At 65.8% G+C, this 15,713-nt stretch carries 14 protein-coding genes; 10 read left to right on the top strand and 4 right to left on the bottom strand.

Going from position 1 to position 15,713, the window contains the following annotated elements; genetic code table 11:
* The first annotated feature begins 117 nt into the window (after window positions 1-117).
* The 3 genes from FOC84_RS23115 to FOC84_RS23105 all read left to right on the top strand — a co-directional run bounded on the left by FOC84_RS23115 (window position 118) and on the right by FOC84_RS23105 (window position 2,211).
* Complete coding sequence (locus FOC84_RS23115; protein ID WP_173146498.1) at window positions 118-801, top strand: tetratricopeptide repeat protein; 684 nt, start codon at window positions 118-120, stop codon at window positions 799-801.
* 134 nt (window positions 802-935) lie between these two features.
* A complete protein-coding gene (locus FOC84_RS23110) occupies window positions 936-1,445 on the top strand; it encodes a peptidylprolyl isomerase (protein WP_088141682.1) in 510 nt (169 codons plus the stop codon).
* Entirely contained in the window at window positions 1,438-2,211 is a 774-nt protein-coding gene (locus FOC84_RS23105; protein WP_173146497.1) for a UDP-2,3-diacylglucosamine diphosphatase, read from the top strand. The genes FOC84_RS23110 and FOC84_RS23105 overlap by 8 nt, the downstream gene beginning before the upstream one ends.
* Before the next feature lie 92 nt (window positions 2,212-2,303).
* On the opposite strand, the gene FOC84_RS23100 is transcribed toward FOC84_RS23105, so the two are convergent.
* The 3 genes from FOC84_RS23100 to azu all read right to left on the bottom strand — a co-directional run bounded on the left by FOC84_RS23100 (window position 2,304) and on the right by azu (window position 5,416).
* Entirely contained in the window at window positions 2,304-3,167 is an 864-nt protein-coding gene (locus FOC84_RS23100) for an undecaprenyl-diphosphate phosphatase (RefSeq protein WP_173146496.1), read from the bottom strand.
* A 19-nt stretch (window positions 3,168-3,186) separates the two neighbouring features.
* Window positions 3,187-4,770: a TerC family protein gene (locus FOC84_RS23095; RefSeq protein ID WP_173146495.1), complete on the bottom strand. Its 1,584-nt coding sequence runs from the start codon at window positions 4,768-4,770 to the stop codon at window positions 3,187-3,189.
* 196 nt (window positions 4,771-4,966) lie between these two features.
* A complete protein-coding gene (gene azu / locus FOC84_RS23090) occupies window positions 4,967-5,416 on the bottom strand; it encodes an azurin (protein ID WP_173146494.1) in 450 nt (149 codons plus the stop codon).
* A 282-nt stretch (window positions 5,417-5,698) separates the two neighbouring features.
* Here azu and FOC84_RS23085 point away from each other — a divergent pair, with 282 nt between their 5' ends.
* Genes FOC84_RS23085 through FOC84_RS23055 form a run of 7 tightly spaced genes read left to right on the top strand, consistent with a single transcriptional unit; the run spans window position 5,699 to window position 14,480 of the window.
* Window positions 5,699-7,963, top strand: a complete 2,265-nt coding sequence (locus tag FOC84_RS23085; protein ID WP_254241755.1) for a NosR/NirI family protein — start codon at window positions 5,699-5,701, stop codon at window positions 7,961-7,963.
* Window positions 7,964-8,015: 52 nt separating this feature from the next.
* Window positions 8,016-9,932, top strand: a complete 1,917-nt coding sequence (nosZ, locus tag FOC84_RS23080) for a TAT-dependent nitrous-oxide reductase (protein WP_173146493.1) — start codon at window positions 8,016-8,018, stop codon at window positions 9,930-9,932.
* Between the two features lie 5 nt (window positions 9,933-9,937).
* A complete protein-coding gene (locus FOC84_RS23075) occupies window positions 9,938-11,233 on the top strand; it encodes a nitrous oxide reductase family maturation protein NosD (RefSeq protein WP_173146492.1) in 1,296 nt (431 codons plus the stop codon).
* Complete coding sequence (locus FOC84_RS23070) at window positions 11,230-12,132, top strand: ABC transporter ATP-binding protein (RefSeq protein WP_173146491.1); 903 nt, start codon at window positions 11,230-11,232, stop codon at window positions 12,130-12,132. The genes FOC84_RS23075 and FOC84_RS23070 overlap by 4 nt, the downstream gene beginning before the upstream one ends.
* Entirely contained in the window at window positions 12,129-12,959 is an 831-nt protein-coding gene (locus FOC84_RS23065) for an ABC transporter permease (protein ID WP_173146490.1), read from the top strand. Before FOC84_RS23070 ends, FOC84_RS23065 begins: the two co-directional genes overlap by 4 nt.
* Entirely contained in the window at window positions 12,956-13,456 is a 501-nt protein-coding gene (locus tag FOC84_RS23060; RefSeq protein WP_173146489.1) for a nitrous oxide reductase accessory protein NosL, read from the top strand. Before FOC84_RS23065 ends, FOC84_RS23060 begins: the two co-directional genes overlap by 4 nt.
* 25 nt (window positions 13,457-13,481) lie before the next feature.
* Window positions 13,482-14,480, top strand: coding sequence for an FAD:protein FMN transferase (locus FOC84_RS23055; RefSeq protein WP_173146488.1), 999 nt, complete (start codon window positions 13,482-13,484; stop codon window positions 14,478-14,480).
* On the opposite strand, the gene FOC84_RS23050 is transcribed toward FOC84_RS23055, so the two are convergent.
* Window positions 14,471-15,688, bottom strand: coding sequence for a benzoate/H(+) symporter BenE family transporter (locus FOC84_RS23050; RefSeq protein WP_173146487.1), 1,218 nt, complete (start codon window positions 15,686-15,688; stop codon window positions 14,471-14,473). The two genes, FOC84_RS23055 and FOC84_RS23050, sit on opposite strands and share 10 nt — an antisense overlap.
* Window positions 15,689-15,713: the final 25 nt, after the last annotated feature.

Below are 15,713 nucleotides of genomic sequence, written 5' to 3'. Positions count from 1 at the left end.
CGTCCCCGATGTCGAATCAAAACTCAACCGGGGCTAAAATGGCGGTCGTCAAGTATAGCAAGCGGCCCGGTCGCGCGCGTAAGCGTCGGCCTGCCAAGACTTTTAACGGATGCCCAAGTGACTATCAAGCCGCGCTTTCGCGTCGCCCTGCTCGCCCTGGCCCTTGCGGGCGCGCCGGTTGGAGCCTCTCTGGCCCAGTCGATGGCCGGCGGCGGGGGAAGCAACCCCAACGCCAGCCTCACCACCCTGGATCCCGTCCCGCCCGAGGGCGGCTGGGACAGCCTGGCCAAGCTGCTGGAAGCCGCCAAGCCAGGCGTCGACACGCGCCTGACGCCCTCGCCCTCGCAGATCACCACGTACATCGAGCGCCTGCTGAGCCACGGCGACAATGAAGAAGCGCTTGCCATGATCGAAAAGCGCCAGGAGCAGATCAAGGATCAGCGCGGCACCGATGTGCAGCTGATGTTCCAGCACGCCCGCGCGCTGGCGGCCCTGAACCGCACCGATGAGGCCATCGACATTTACACCGAGATGACCAACCGCTTTCCGGAACTCCCGGAACCTTGGAACAACCTGGCGGCTCTATATGCTGGACGCGGCGAACTCGACCGGGCGCAGGACGCCCTGTCGATGGCCCTGCGCGCCGACCCCAACTACGCCGCCGCCCGTGCCAATATGGGCGATCTGCAGCTTCTGCAGGCCTTGAGCACCTACAAGAAGGCCGCCAGCGACGGCGTGCCCGGCATGCAGGAAAAGGTCCGCGAAGTCGAAACCATGCTGAAGGATAAACACGGCAAATGATGTCCCGCTACTCCCCCCTACACCTGCTGCGCCTGACGGCGTGCTCGTTCGCGCTGGCCGCATTCGCCCCAGCGCTCGTCAGCGCCGCCCCCGCGGCCAATTCCTCCACCTCCTCCACTGAAGGCACAAAAGCCATGAGCACCAACCCCCGCGTCAAGCTCCAAACGAACCAAGGCGACATGGTCATCACCCTGGACGCCGCCAAGGCGCCCAAGACCGTCGAAAACTTCCTGACCTACGTCAAGGAAGGTTTCTACAACGGCACGGTGTTCCATCGCGTGATCGATGGCTTCATGGTTCAGGGCGGCGGCTTTGAGCCTGGCATGAAGCAGAAGCAGACCCATGCCCCCATCGAAAACGAGGCCAACAACGGCCTGAAGAACGACAAGTACACCCTGGCCATGGCGCGCACCAGCGATCCGCACTCGGCCACGGCGCAGTTCTTCATCAACGTGTCCAACAACGACTTCCTGAACTTCACCGCGCCCACGCCCAACGGCTGGGGCTATGCCGTGTTCGGCACCGTGACCGAAGGCACCGACGTGGTCGACAAGATCAAGGGCGTGAAGACCGGCAACAAAGGCTTCCACCAGAACGTGCCGAACGAAGACGTGATCATCGAGAAGGCCGAAGTTCTTGAATAAGATCGTGCTGTCCGGCCCCATCTGGCTGGCGTCCGACCTGCATCTGGGACCGGCCACGCCGGCCACCTCGGAGGCCTTCCTGGCCTTCCTGGAGGCCGCGCGGGAGGAAGCCGGCGCCCTGCTGCTGCCGGGCGACATCTTCGATGCGTGGATCGGCGACGACGTGATCCGCGCCGCGCCGCCGTGGCTGGCCACGGCGCTGACGGCGCTGCGCGACACCGCCGGCCGGATTCCGGTCTGGCTGGGCCGCGGCAACCGCGACTTCCTCATCGGCGAAGAACTGGCCCAGGCCCTGGGCGCCAAGCTGCTGCCCGAGCCGGCGCTGCTGGAAACGGATTACGGCCAGATCCTGCTGACCCATGGCGACGAGTTCTGTACGGACGATGCCGCCTACCAGCAGTTCCGCAAGATGGTCCGCGATCCGCGCTGGCAGGCCGAGTTCCTGGCCAAGACCATCCCCGAACGCCTGGCGATGGCGCAGCAGGCCCGCGGCGAAAGCCAGGCCGCCAACCAAATGAAGTCCATGGAGATCATGGACGTCAACGCGGCCGCCATTGAGGCAACCTTCCGCCAGACGGGGGTACGCGTGCTGGTGCATGGCCATACCCATCGCCCGGCCCGCCACGTGCTGGAAGTCGACGGCAAGAAGCGCGAGCGCTGGGTCCTGCCCGACTGGGACTGCGACCATGTGTCGCCCGCCCGCGGCGGCTGGCTGGTCATCGACCAGGACGGATTGCAGTTCTACGACCTGGAAACGGAAGCGTAGCCCGGCGGTGCACCGCGCCGTGACGGAAAACAGCAAGGGCCGCGCGAGCGGCCCTTGTCATTGATGCTGCCGGCGGCGCGCCGGCCGTGCCATCAGCGCGTGAAGATCCAGGCCGCGACGATGCCGCCAAAGATGATCCGGTACCACGCGAACACCCGGTAGGTGTGGTTGGCGACAAAGCGCAGCACGGCGCGCACCACCACCATCGCGCTCAGGAACGCGGCCACGAAGCCCACTGCGATGCCCGTCAGGTCATGCTGGGTGAGCAGTTCCATGTTCTTGTACAGGTCGTAGACCGCCGCGCCCAGCATCGTGGGCATGGCCAGGAAGAACGAAAACTCGGTGGCCGTCTTGCGCTGGATGCCGGCGATCATGCCGCCGATGATGGTGGCGCCCGAACGCGAGGTGCCCGGGATCATGGCCAGGCATTGCGCCACGCCCACGCCCAGGGCCTGCTTCCAGGAGATCTGCTCCAGCGTGCGGGCCGTGGCGCGCTCATCCGAAGCGGTATCGTCGGCCGCGCCCGGCATGTCGCCCGGCGTGTGGTGCGTCTTGCGCTCCACGTACAGCATGATCAGGCCGCCCAGCACCAGGGTCACGACCACCACGGCCGGGTGATAGAAGATGCTCTTGATGGACTTGATGAAGATCGCGCCGATGACGGCGGCCGGCAGGAAGGCGATGATCAGGTTGCGGGTGAAGGCCACCTCGGTGGGCACCCCGGTCAGCGTGCCGCGGATCAGCGTCAACAGGCGCGCGCGGAACACCCACATCACCGCCAGGATGGAGCCCAGCTGGATCACCACCTCGAACACCTTGCCCTGGCTGGATTCGAAATTGATCCAGTCGCCCACCAGGATGAGGTGGCCGGTACTGGACACGGGTATGAATTCCGTCAGGCCCTCGATGATGCCCAGGACGAAAGCTTTGATCAGGTATAGGGTGTTCTCGGTCACGGTGTGAGGTCGGTTTCAGTTAATCGTTGGCTAGGGATTCGTCGTCCGCAAGCATTTCCTGCGGTCGCTTCTCGACGCGCACCAGCGCAATGCGGCGTCCGTCCATTTCCAGGACTTCAAAGCGGAAATGCTCGTGGTGGATTTCGTATTCGCAGACGTCGCCCGGCTTGGGCAGGTGCCCGAAGCGCGACAGGAGGTACCCCGCCAGGGTTGAAAAATCCTGGGCATCATCGACCAGGCCTTCGGTTTCCAGCACTTGCTCGACATGGTGCAGGTCGGCTGCGCCGTCGATTTTCCAGGTGTTCTCGCCGTCGGCGACGATGTCGGGCAGTTCGTCCTCATCGGGGAATTCGCCGGCGATCGCCTCGAAGACGTCGATCGGCGTCACCAGGCCCTCGATGGCGCCGAACTCGTCGGCCACCAGCACCAGCTGGCCGCGCGAACGCTTGAGCGTGTCCATCAGGCGCAGGATGCCGATGGACTCGTGCACGATGATGGGGTCGCGCAGGCGGTTGCGGCGCACCCGGCCCTCGGTGATCAGGTCGGCCACCAGATCCTTGGCGCGCGCGATGCCCAGCACCTCGTCCAGCGAACCGCGGCAAACCGGGAAGAAACTGTGCGGCGCCTCGGTCAGCTGGCGGCGGATGGTTTCCGGATCGTCATCGATGTTGATCCAGGACACATCCGTGCGCGGCGTCATGATCGAGCGGATCGAGCGCTCGGCCAGCGTCAGCACGCCGCTGACCATGTTGCGTTCCTCGACCCCGAACGCGGGGATGGCGGGACCGTCCGCGCGGGGCAGATCAGGTTCGTCGGCGGGTGGCCGCTTGCCCAGCATGCGCAGCACGGCGGAAGCCGTGCGCTCGCGCATCGGGCGGCGCGCGTCCAGCTTGAGCAGGTTGCGGCGCGCCACCTGGTTCAAGGCCTCGATCGCGACCGAGAAGCCGATGGCGGCATACAGATAGCCCTTGGGCACCTTGAAGCCGAAGGCCTCGGCCAGCAGCGAGAAACCGATCATGAGCAGGAAGCCCAGGCACAGCACCACCACCGTGGGGTGGGCGTTGACGAAACGCGTCAACGGCTTGGACGCCAGCAGCATGATGCCGATGGCGATGATGACGGCGATCATCATGATGGCCAGATGGTCCACCATGCCGACCGCGGTGATGACCGAGTCCAGCGAGAACACCGCGTCCAGCACCACGATCTGCGTCACGATCACCCAGAAGCTGGCGTACACGCGCGGCCCGGACGAGCCGGCATGCTGAGAGCCCTCCAGGCGCTCGTGCAGTTCCATGGTGCCTTTGAACAGCAGGAACAGGCCGCCGATCATCAGGATCAGGTCGCGGCCCGAGAACGACAGCGGGCCGATGGAAAACAGGGGGGCGGTCAGCGTGACCAGCCATGACATGACCGACAAGAGGCCAAGACGCATGATGAGCGCCAGGCTCAGGCCCATGATGCGCGCGCGATCGCGTTGCGCCGGGGGCAGCTTGTCCGCCAGGATGGCGATGAAAATCAGGTTATCGATCCCCAGGACGATCTCAAGAACGACCAGGGTAAGCAAGCCGACCCACGCAGTGGGGTCCAGCAGCCACTCCATCAGGAGCTCCAAAAGTTACACGACCGGTAATCGTACATGGAAAATCCGTGACACGCCGGTGACGAGCCCCGTCCTTATGCCTGAGGCGCACGCGGTTTAGGCCTAGCGAACCAGGGCATTCGAGGCCTGGCCCCACTCCGGAAAGCCCCCAAAAAAAAACCGGCTTCAAGCCGGTTTACGCACCTTGGAGAGCCGATCAGCTGCCGAGCTTGAGCGTGCCCTTCATCATGGCCCAGTGGCCGGGGAAGGAGCAGAAGTAGGCATAGGCCTCGCCGGGGGTCAGCTTGGAGACGTCAAACGTAACTGAATCCGACTCGCCGCCGCCGATGACCTTGGTATGCGCGATGACGCGGGTGTCGCCCGCCTTGACGTACTCCTGCGGCAGGCCGGCGTTCATGCCGTCGGTGGCCACGGCGGTCTTGTCGGCCTCCTTGGTCAGCACCCAGTTGTGGCCCATGGCGACCTTGGGCATTTTGCCGACATGCTTGAGATGCACGGTGAATTGCTTGCAGCTTTTGTCGACGACCATTTCCTTCAGGTTGTACTGCATGGCGTCGTTGCTTTCTATGGTTGCTTCGCACTGAGCGGCCAACACCGGCAGGCTGACTGCGGACAGAACGAGGGCTAGGGTGGCTTTTGCCAGCATGGAGATTCTCCGTAAACGTTGGCGGCCTTTCCGACACGCGCGAGGCACATGCCTAGCGTCGCTGCCGCCACGCACAAGTCTAAGGTGGCCTCCAAAGCGCACCATTGACGGACATCAATAGCGCCTCGTTCAACCCCTCCAAAACGGGGATATCCCCTACGCCGCATGAGGGTATTGCCGCTGCGCGGGCTCCGCGCGCACGGCGATTGACAAACCGCAATGCGACGGATGCCGCGTGTTCTTAGGATGCCTGCAAACAAGCACAAACAGCAGAGTCCGAAGATGCAAGGCAGCACAGCGGCGGGGCGTGGGTTCAATCGGTACACCTGGTTCATACATGCGGTTGTTATTGCCTTGCTGCTGTTCTGTGCGCAGACGGCCAGCACCGCGCAGGCCCAGCGCTTGCCGGACTTCCTGGGCAGTGTCCCGATAGGACAGATCTTCCCTGGCGCGGACCGCGCCGACCCGCCCGCCGGCAAGCCCATGGTTGCCAAGGTCTATGCGGGCGCGCGCCAATTGGGCGTGGTCTATCTGACTTCCGACGTCGTCAACACCCGCGGCTACTCCAGCAAGCCCATCGACGTGCTGGTCGGCCTGGCGAACGATGGCCGCGTCGTCGGCGCGCGCCTCGTGGAGCACCACGAGCCCATCGTGCTCATCGGCATTCCGCAGTCCAAGGTCGACCACTTCATCAGCGGCTATGTCGGGCTGAACTTCGTGGACTCCCCTCCCCGCCATGGCGCCCCGCCGCCCGTGGACATCATCAGCGGCGCGACCGTCACGCTGATGGTGATCGGCGACAGCATCACGCGCTCGGCCATTGCCGTGGCCCGCGCCCATGGCATCGACAAGAGCGCCGGACAGGCCCGGCAGGCCGCGCCCGCCGCCGCCCGCGTCGTGGACGAAACGCGCGACGCCGTCCAGCCCTGGCAGGCCTTGCTGGATGCCGGCGCGGTGCGCAACTTGCGGCTGACGTCTGAAGACGTGAACCGGACGTTCCGCGAATCCGGCAGAAACGACGCGGCGGCCAGCGCGGAGGGCAGCTCGGACGCCGACGGCTTCATCGACCTGTACGCCGCGCTCGTCAGCGTGCCCGCGATCGGCCGCAGCCTGCTGGGCGACACGGAATGGCAGCGCCTGAAGGAAAGGCTCAAGCCCGGCCAGCAGGCCGTGCTGGTGGCCGGCAACGGCGCCTACTCGTTCAAGGGTTCGGGCTATGTGCGCGGCGGCATTTTCGACCGCATCGAGATCATCCAGGACGAAAGCAGCTTCCGCTTCCGCGACCGCAACCACCAGCGCCTGGCCGACGTGGCCGCGCAGGGCGCGCCGGCATTCCGCGAAGTGGCGCTGTTCGTCGTGCCCGAGGACGCCGCGCTGGATCCGGTCGCGCCCTGGCGCCTGCAGCTCATGGTGCAGCGCGTGCTCAGCGTCAGCGACAAGGCCTTCGTGACCTTTGACCTGAGCTATGAACTGCCGGCGGCCTACACCCGCCCGGTGGCTGGCGCGCAGACGCCCGCGGCAACGTCGCCCCCGTCCGCCGAAGCCGCCGCGGCGCAGGCCGCTCCGGCGGAAGAGCCCGCGCCGGCGCTCTGGAAACAGATATGGCGCGGCAAGGCCGGACAAGTCGCGGTCCTGACCGTGGCCCTGGTGGTGTTGGTGGGCATTTTCTTCTTCCAGGACCAGCTGACCAGCCGCCCCCTGCTGCACGACCGTCTGCGTCTGGCCTTCCTGGCGTTCGCGCTGTTCTGGATCGGCTGGTACGGCCAGGCCCAATTGTCCATCGTGAACGTGCTGACCTTCTTCTCGGCGATGCGCAGCGACTTCCGCTGGGAATACTTCCTGATGGACCCGCTGGTGTTCATCCTGTGGTGCGCCACGGCCATCTCCATGGTGTTCTGGAACCGCGGCGCCTTCTGCGGCTGGCTGTGTCCCTTCGGCGCCCTGCAGGAACTCAGCAACCGCGTCGCCCGCCGCCTGGGGGTGCGCCAGCTCAAGATCAGCCATGGCGTGAACCAGCGCCTGTCGACGCTGAAGTACGTGATCTTCCTGCTGCTGTTCGGCTTTTCCCTGTACGACCTGGCGCTGGCCGAGCAACTGTCCGAGGTCGAACCCTTCAAGACCGCGATCATCCTGCGCTTCATGCGCTACTGGCCCTTCGTCGCGTTCGCTGTGGCGCTGCTGGCCGCCGGCCTGTTCGTGGAGCGCTTCTTCTGCCGCTACCTCTGCCCGCTGGGAGCCGCACTGGCCATCCCCGCTCGCCTGCGCATCTTCAACTGGCTGCGCCGCTACCGCGACTGCGGCAACCCCTGTCAGCGCTGCAACCTCGAATGCCCGGTGCAGGCGATCGATCCCACCGGCGAGATCAATCCGAACGAGTGCATCCAGTGCCTGCACTGCCAGATGCTCTACCACCACGAGCAGAAATGTCCGCACCTGATCCAGAAGAAGGCCAAGCGGGAGCGCCGCCGCGCACCGGAGGCCGAACCCGCCGAGCAGGTCATCGTCATGCACCGCGCGCCGAATCCGAATAGCGAACCCGGCGCCTGATCCCACTTTCCGCACAGCGGCGCCCGGCGCCGACCCTACCAAGGAGTTATCCATGTCCGACAAGAATCCCGACAAGGCCGGCCTCACCCGCCGCAGCTTCCTCGGCACCGCAGCCATCACGGGCGCCGCAGGCCTGGTGGCAGGCGCGCAGATCTCCACCGCCCACGGCAAGGACGCCAAGGGCGGCGCCAACGGCGTGCTGGGCCACGTCGCGCCCGGCGAACTGGACGAATACTATGCCTTCAACTCCAGCGGCCAATCCGGCGAAGTGCGCGTGCTGGGGCTGCCCTCCATGCGCGAACTGGTGCGCATTCCCGTCTTCAACCATTGCAGCGCCACCGGCTGGGGCCGCACCAATGAAAGCCGCAAGATCCTGACCGAAGGCCTCACGCCCGAAACCCGCGAATACCTGAAGGACAAGGGCGGCGTCTTCATCAATGGCGACGCCCACCACCCGCACCTCTCGTTCACCGACCGCACCTACGACGGCCGCTACCTGTTCATCAACGACAAGGCCAACAACCGCGTCGCCCGCATCCGCCTGGATGTGATGAAGACAGACAAAATCACCGAACTGCCCAACGTCTCCGGCGTGCACGGCCTGCGGCCGCAGCGCTATCCGCGTACCGGCTATGTCTTCGCCAACGGCGAACACATCATCCCGCTGCCCAACGACGGCAAGGTGACGGATGATCCCAAGAAGAACTTCTTCGCCATCTACACCGCCCTGGACGGCGACACCATGAAGGTCGCCTGGCAGGTGCTGGTCGACGGCAACCTGGACAACGGCGACGCCGACTACCAGGGCAAGTACTCGTTCTCCACCTGCTACAACTCGGAGAAAGGCGTCACGGTGGAGGAAGCCTCGGCCAACGAGCAGGACTGGGTCGTGGTGTTCAACATCAAGCGCATCGAGGAAGCCGTCAAGAACGGCGACTTCAAGATGATGGGCGGCGTGCCGGTGATCGACGGGCGCCACGGGTCCAAGTACACCCGCTACATTCCGGTGCCGAACTCGCCGCACGGCTGCAATGCCGCGCCCGACGGCATCCACCTGGTGCTCAACGGCAAGCTGTCGCCCACCGTCACGGTGCTGGACGTGCGTACGCTGGACGATCTGTTCGACGACAAGATCAAGCCGCGCGACTGCGTGGTGGCCGAACCCCAGCTGGGCCTGGGACCGCTGCACACGGCCTTCGACGGCCGCGGCAATGCCTACACCACGCTGTTCATCGACAGCCAGATGGTCAAGTGGAACATCGATAAGGCCAAGCGCGCCTACAAGGGCGAGAAGGTCGACCCGATCATCCAGAAGCTGGACGTGCACTACCAGCCCGGCCACAACCATTCGACAATGGGCGAAACCCGCGAGGCCGACGGCAAATGGTTGGTGTCGCTGAACAAGTTCTCCAAGGACCGCTTCCTCAACGTCGGCCCGCTCAAGCCCGAGAACGACCAGTTGATCGACATCTCCGGCGACGAAATGAAGCTGGTGCATGACGGCCCCAGCTTCGCCGAGCCGCACGATATGTGCCTGGTGCACCGTTCCAAGATCCATCCCGTCAGCGTCTGGAAGCGCGACGACCCGATGTGGGAGGATGCCCGGCAGATGGCCAAGAAGGACGGCGTTTCGCTGGACGATGCGGCCAAGGTCGTGCGCGACGGCAACAAGGTGCGCGTTTATATGATGGCGGTCGCGCCCATGTTCAGCCTCAAGAAGTTCGAGGTCAACCAGGGCGACGAGGTCACCGTGGTGGTCACGAACATGGAGGTGATCGAGGACCTGACGCACGGCTTCACGCTGGAAGGCCACGGCATCGCCATGGAAGTCGGGCCTCAAGCCACGTCCTCGGTCACTTTCACGGCGGACCGGCCGGGCGTGTACTGGTACTACTGCCAGTGGTTCTGCCACGCGCTGCACATGGAGATGTCCGGCCAGATGGTCGTTCATCCCAAGAAGACCGCGTAGCGCTTATGAAGCTCGCCGCAATCCTGACGATGCGCGCAGGCAAAGCTGCCAGCGCCATGCTGCTGGCGGCTGCCGGGTTGGCGCTGCCGGGCGCGGCGGCCGCGGCGACCCTGGAGCTCGCTCCCGGCGCGGACCTGGCGGCGGCGATCGCCGCCGCCCAGGCTGGCGACGTCCTGAAGCTGGCGCCGGGCTCCTATGCCGGCGGCATCGTCATCGACAAACCGCTGACGCTGGAAGGCCCGCCGGACCGCTCCGCCGTCATCGCCGGCACGCGCCAGGGACGCACCCTCTGGATCCAGGCGGCCGACGTCTCCCTGCGCAATCTGACCGTCACGCGCTCCGGCTTGAGCCTGTCCGACATGGATGCAGGCATTTTCCTGGACCGCGAGGCGCACCGCGCGCTGGTGGAGCGCAACGACATTCTGGACAACCTTGTGGGCGTGCACGTCTGGGGGCCCGCGGACGCGACCGTCCGCGGCAACCGCATCGTGGGCAACAAGGAGCTGCGCGTCGCCGAAAGAGGCAACGGCGTGACGCTCTGGAACACCCCTGGCACGCGCGTGCTGGACAACGACATATCCGCCGGCCGCGACGGCATCTTCGTCAACACCAGCAAGCTCAACACGTTCAGCGGCAACCGCTTCCACGACCTGCGCTACGCGGTGCACTACATGTACACCAACGACAGCGAGATCAGCGGCAACGTTTCGACCGGCACCGACATCGCCTACGCCATCATGTATTCGCACCGGCTGGTGGTGCGCGACAACGTCGCGCTCGACAGCCATGAGCAGGGCCTGATGCTGAACTACGCCAACCATTCCACCATTGCCAACAACACGGTGGACCGCGCCGGGAAATGCGTGTTCATCTACAACGCCAACCGCAACACCTTCCTGGACAACCATTTTTCCAACTGCGACATCGGCGTGCATTTCACCGCCGGGTCGGAAGGCAACCAGATCTCCGGCAACGCCTTCGTCAACAACCGCAACCAGGTCAAGTACGTGGGCACCCGGACGCTGGACTGGTCGGTCGACGGCCGCGGCAACTACTGGAGCGACAACACCGCTTTCGACCTGGACGGCGACGGCATCGCCGACACCGCGTACCGGCCCAACGACGTGGTCGACCAGCTGCTGTGGCGCGCGCCGGCGGCCCGCATCCTGCTGAACAGTCCGTCGATTTCCATCGTGCGCTGGGCGCAGTCGCAGTTTCCCGCCATCCTGCCTGGCGGCGTGATCGACAGCGCCCCGCTCATGCAGCCTCCGCCCACCGCAAGCACCAAGGAATCACCATGAGCACCGACCTGGTGGCGCTGACCGGCGCCAGCAAGCACTATGGCGCGCACCAGGCCATCGACGGCCTGGACCTGCAACTGCGCGAGGGCGAATGCGTCGCGCTCGCCGGACACAACGGCGCCGGCAAGAGCACGATGATCAAGCTCATCCTCGGTCTGATACGCCCCACCCGCGGCCGCGTCACGATCTTCGGCCAGGATGCCCATAGCCCGGCCGCGGCACGCCTGCGCGGCCGGATCGGCTATCTGCCCGAAACCGTGGCGCTGCATCCGTCGATGACCGGCGAGGAAACCCTGGCGTTCTACGCCAGGCTCAAGCGCCAGCCGCTGTCGGGCAACGCCGCGCTGCTGGAGAAGGTCGGCATCGCCGGCGCCGCGCGCCGCCGCGTGGGCGGCTACTCCAAGGGCATGCGGCAGCGCCTGGCGCTGGCCCAGGCGCTGCTGGGCCAGCCCCGCGTGCTGCTGTTCGACGAACCCACCACCGGCCTGGACCCTGCCTCGCGCCTGATGTTCTACGACATCGTCCATGAACTGCGCGCGGCCGGCGCCACGATACTGCTGAGCACGCACGCCCTGTCCGAACTGGCTGGCCACGCGGACCGCATCGTCGTGATGAAGGCCGGGAAAAAGATCGCCGACGGCGCAATGTCGGCGCTGCGGCGCTCCACCGGCCTGCCCATCCGCATCCGCCTGACCTTGGCCGACGCCGGCGCGCCGCCCCCCGGCGGCGACTGGCGCCGCATCGACGCCGGACGCTTTGAACTGGCCTGCCCCGAGAGCGGCAAAGTCGAAGCGATCCGCAGCATCGGCACGCTGTCCTCGGCCATCGCCGACCTCGACATCCAGGTCCCGGGCCTGGACGACATCTACGCACATCTGCTTGAACGGGAAGACGTATGAACGCGGTATGCACCATCATCGGCAAGGAAATCCGCGACGGTCTGCGCAACCGCTGGGTGCTGGCGACCGCCCTGCTGCTGGCCGCGCTGGCGTTGGCGCTGGGCCTTTTGGGCAGCTCGCCCACGGGCACGGTCAAGGCCGAACCGCTGACCGTCACGGTGGTCAGCCTGTCCAGTCTGTCCATTTTCCTGGTGCCGCTCATCGCCATGCTGCTGGCCTATGACGCCGTGGTCGGCGAAGTCGACCGGGGCACCATGGCGCTGCTGCTCAGCTATCCGGTTTCGCGCGGGCAGGTGCTGATCGGCAAGTTCATCGGCCACCTGGCCATCCTGGCGCTGGCCACGGGCGCGGGCTATGGTTCCGCGGGGCTGGCGCTGCAATGGGCCTATGGCGGCCTGGACATCAGCGCCTGGCAGCCATTCGCCCTCTTGATCGGCGCCAGCGTGCTGCTGGGCGCCAGTTTTCTCGCCATGGGCTACCTGATCAGCTCGCTGGTGCGCGAGCGCGCCACCGCGGCCGGCATCGCCGTCGGCGTCTGGCTGTTCTTCGTGGTGATCTACGACATGGCGCTGCTGGGCGTGCTGGCGGCCGACCAGGGCCGCCACGTCAGCCCCGGCCTGCTCAATGCGTTGCTGCTGCTCAACCCGTCCGACGTCTATCGCCTGCTCAACCTGACGGGCTTCGAGAACATTTCGCTGTATGCAGGCATGGCGGGCGTGAGCGACCAGGCCAGCCTGCCCATCGCCGCGCTGATCGCGGCGCTGCTGCTGTGGATCGCCGTGCCGTTCCTGCTGGCGACCGCGGCTTTCAGGAACAAGCCACTATGAAACGCCTGCGACTCCTCCTGGCCGCCTCCACCTTGCTGCTGGCCGCGGGCTGCGGCAGCGGCGCCGCGCCCGAATCCGCGCCCCCGCCCCAGGCCGTGACGGCGGAGTCTGTCGGCCATTACTGCGGCATGGCGCTCAACGAGCACAACGGCCCCAAGGGACAGATATTCCTCAAGGGACAGGCGGCGCCGGTTTGGTTCTCCTCGATCAAGCAGGTCTTTGCCTACACCCTGCTGCCCGAAGAGCCCAAGGGCGTCAGCGCCATCTACGTCAACGACATATCTACCGCCATCGCCGGCGGCGCGCCGGACCCGTCCGCCTGGACCGACGCGCGGCAGGCGTACTACGTCATCGAAGGCCGCTACATCGGCGGCATGGGCGCCGAAGACGCGATCCCCTTCTCCCGCCGCGACCATGCGCAGGCTTTCGCCGACACCCACGGCGGCCGCGTCGTCACCTTCGCCGATGTGCCGGAAAGCTATGTCTTCGCCCAATAGTCCGCGCCTCTACAGGCCTATCGCCATGAACCCTACCCGCCGCCGTTTCATCGGCATCGCCGCCGCTGCCAGCGCGCTCGCGCTCGCTCCCGCCGCCGCGCGCCGCGCCGCCGCCTCGATCGCGCCCACCACCTGGCAAGGCACGGCGCTGGGGGCCGACGCCGAGCTGCGCATCTACCACCCCGACACCGGCGCGGCCCAGCGCCTGATCGCCCAGTCCTTGCAGGAACTGCGGCGGCTGGAAGCCATCTTCAGCCTGTATCGCGACGACAGCGCCCTCTCGATCTTGAATCGCCAGGGCTTCCTGGACCATCCGCCGGCCGACCTGCTGCGGCTCCTGAGCGAAAGCCGCCGCTACAGCGAGCTGACCTCGGGCATGTTCGATCCCACCGTGCAGCCCTTGTGGCAGCTGTATGCCGAGCACTTCTCGCAGGCCGGCGCTGCCGCTGACGGTCCGCCGCCGCAGGCCATCGCGCAAGCGCTGTCGCGCGTGTCCCATGTAGACGTGAAGCTGGACGGCAGCCGCATCGAACTGCTGCGCCCCGGCATGGGCATCACGCTCAACGGCATCGCCCAGGGCTACATCACCGACCGCATCACCGACCTGCTCAAGCGCGGCGGCCTGGAACGCGCACTGGTGGACATGGGTGAAATACAAGGGCTGGACAGCCGGAGCGCGCCCCAGCCCTGGAAGGTCGGCATCGCCGACCCGCAAGACCCGACGCGCCTGCTCGCCAGCGCCAGCATGACGAACCAGGCCCTGGCGACTTCCGGCGGCTATGGCACCGCCCTAGACCCCGCGGGCCGGTACACGCATCTGTTCGATCCGCGCACCGGGCTCGCACGGCCGCGGTACCTGAGCGTGTCCGTCATGGCGCCGTCCGCCACCATGGCCGACGCGCTGTCCACGGCTTTCTCGCACATGCCGCTGGAGGCGACCCAGGCGGTGGTGCGGGAACTGGGGCTGCGCGCGTGGTTTGTGCTGGCGGATGGGCGCTTGGTGTCGCAACAGGGTCAGGCCTGATCCATCGCGGACTGACGCGAACCACGTATTTGCCACGGCCGGTGCAGCACGAGGTACGAAACGCCGCCGATGACCAAGCCCCAGAATGCGGATCCCAGCCCGAGAAAGCTCATTCCGGATGCCGTCGCCAGGAAAGTGATCACGCTCGCGTCGCGGTGCTTTTCGTCCTGGGCCAGGCCTACCAGACCGGTAGCGATGGCGCCCAGCAACGCCAGGCCCGCCAGCGCCGCGATGAGTTCCGCGGGCAGAGCCTGGAACAGCAGCGCCAACGTTCCGCCAAAAATTCCAATGCCGATATAGAGCAGGCCGCATGCGATGCCGGCGATGTAGCGGCGCCCGGCATCCTCATGCGCTTCCTTGCCGGTGCAGATCGCCGCCGTAATCGCCGCCAGATTGACCCCGTGCGAACCGAAAGGCGCCAACAGCAGCGAAGTGAATCCTGTCACGCTGATGATCCCGCTCGCCGGCACTCGATAGCCAGAAGCGCGCAACACCGCCATGCCCGGAACATACTGCCCTGTGAGCGTGACCAGGGCCAGCGGCAGGCCCAGGCTCAACAACGCATGCCACGACCATGCGGGCGCCACGAACTCGGGCACTACGGGTGTGAACCGCAATTGCGACAAGTGTGTATTCCCTGACGCCATCGCAATCGCGATGCCCACTGCCATGACCGCCGCAATCGCGTAACGCGGCCAGATGCGCTTGACGATCAGAAAGGTCAGGATCATTGCCAGCACAAGCAGCGGATCGACCTTGATCGAAGCGAATACCTGCATGCCGAAATGCAGCAGGATGCCAGCCAGCATGGCTGCCGCAATACCCTTGGGAATTCGCTCGATGAATCGGTCGAAGACGCCTGACACGCCGATCAGCGTAACGAGCAATGCACTCAGCAGATATGCTCCGACCGCTTCGGACCAGGGAATCCCGGGCAACATGCCGACCAACAGGGCCGCGCCGGGTGTAGACCACGCGGTGATGATCGGCACACGCAGGCGCCAGCTCAAGATTAAGCCGGAGACGCCGCTGCCTATCGAAATCGCCCAGATCCAGGAGGATGTCTGCGCCGTCGAAAGATGTGCCTGGCTGGCTGCCTGAAACACCACCACCAGAGGCCCGGCATAGGAAATCAGTACTGCCAGGAAGCCCGCCACCAGTGCGGACAGCGATGCATCCTGGCGCCATTGACGGAGGGTTCGCATCATTGGATACCTCGGGGCAAGGTGTGAT

It is taken from the genome of Achromobacter pestifer, from assembly GCF_013267355.1.
In the GTDB taxonomy this organism is placed as follows: domain Bacteria; phylum Pseudomonadota; class Gammaproteobacteria; order Burkholderiales; family Burkholderiaceae_B; genus Achromobacter; species Achromobacter pestifer_A.
Note: the sequence above shows the minus strand (reverse complement) of the source record. Positions and strands in the feature narration are given on the sequence as shown.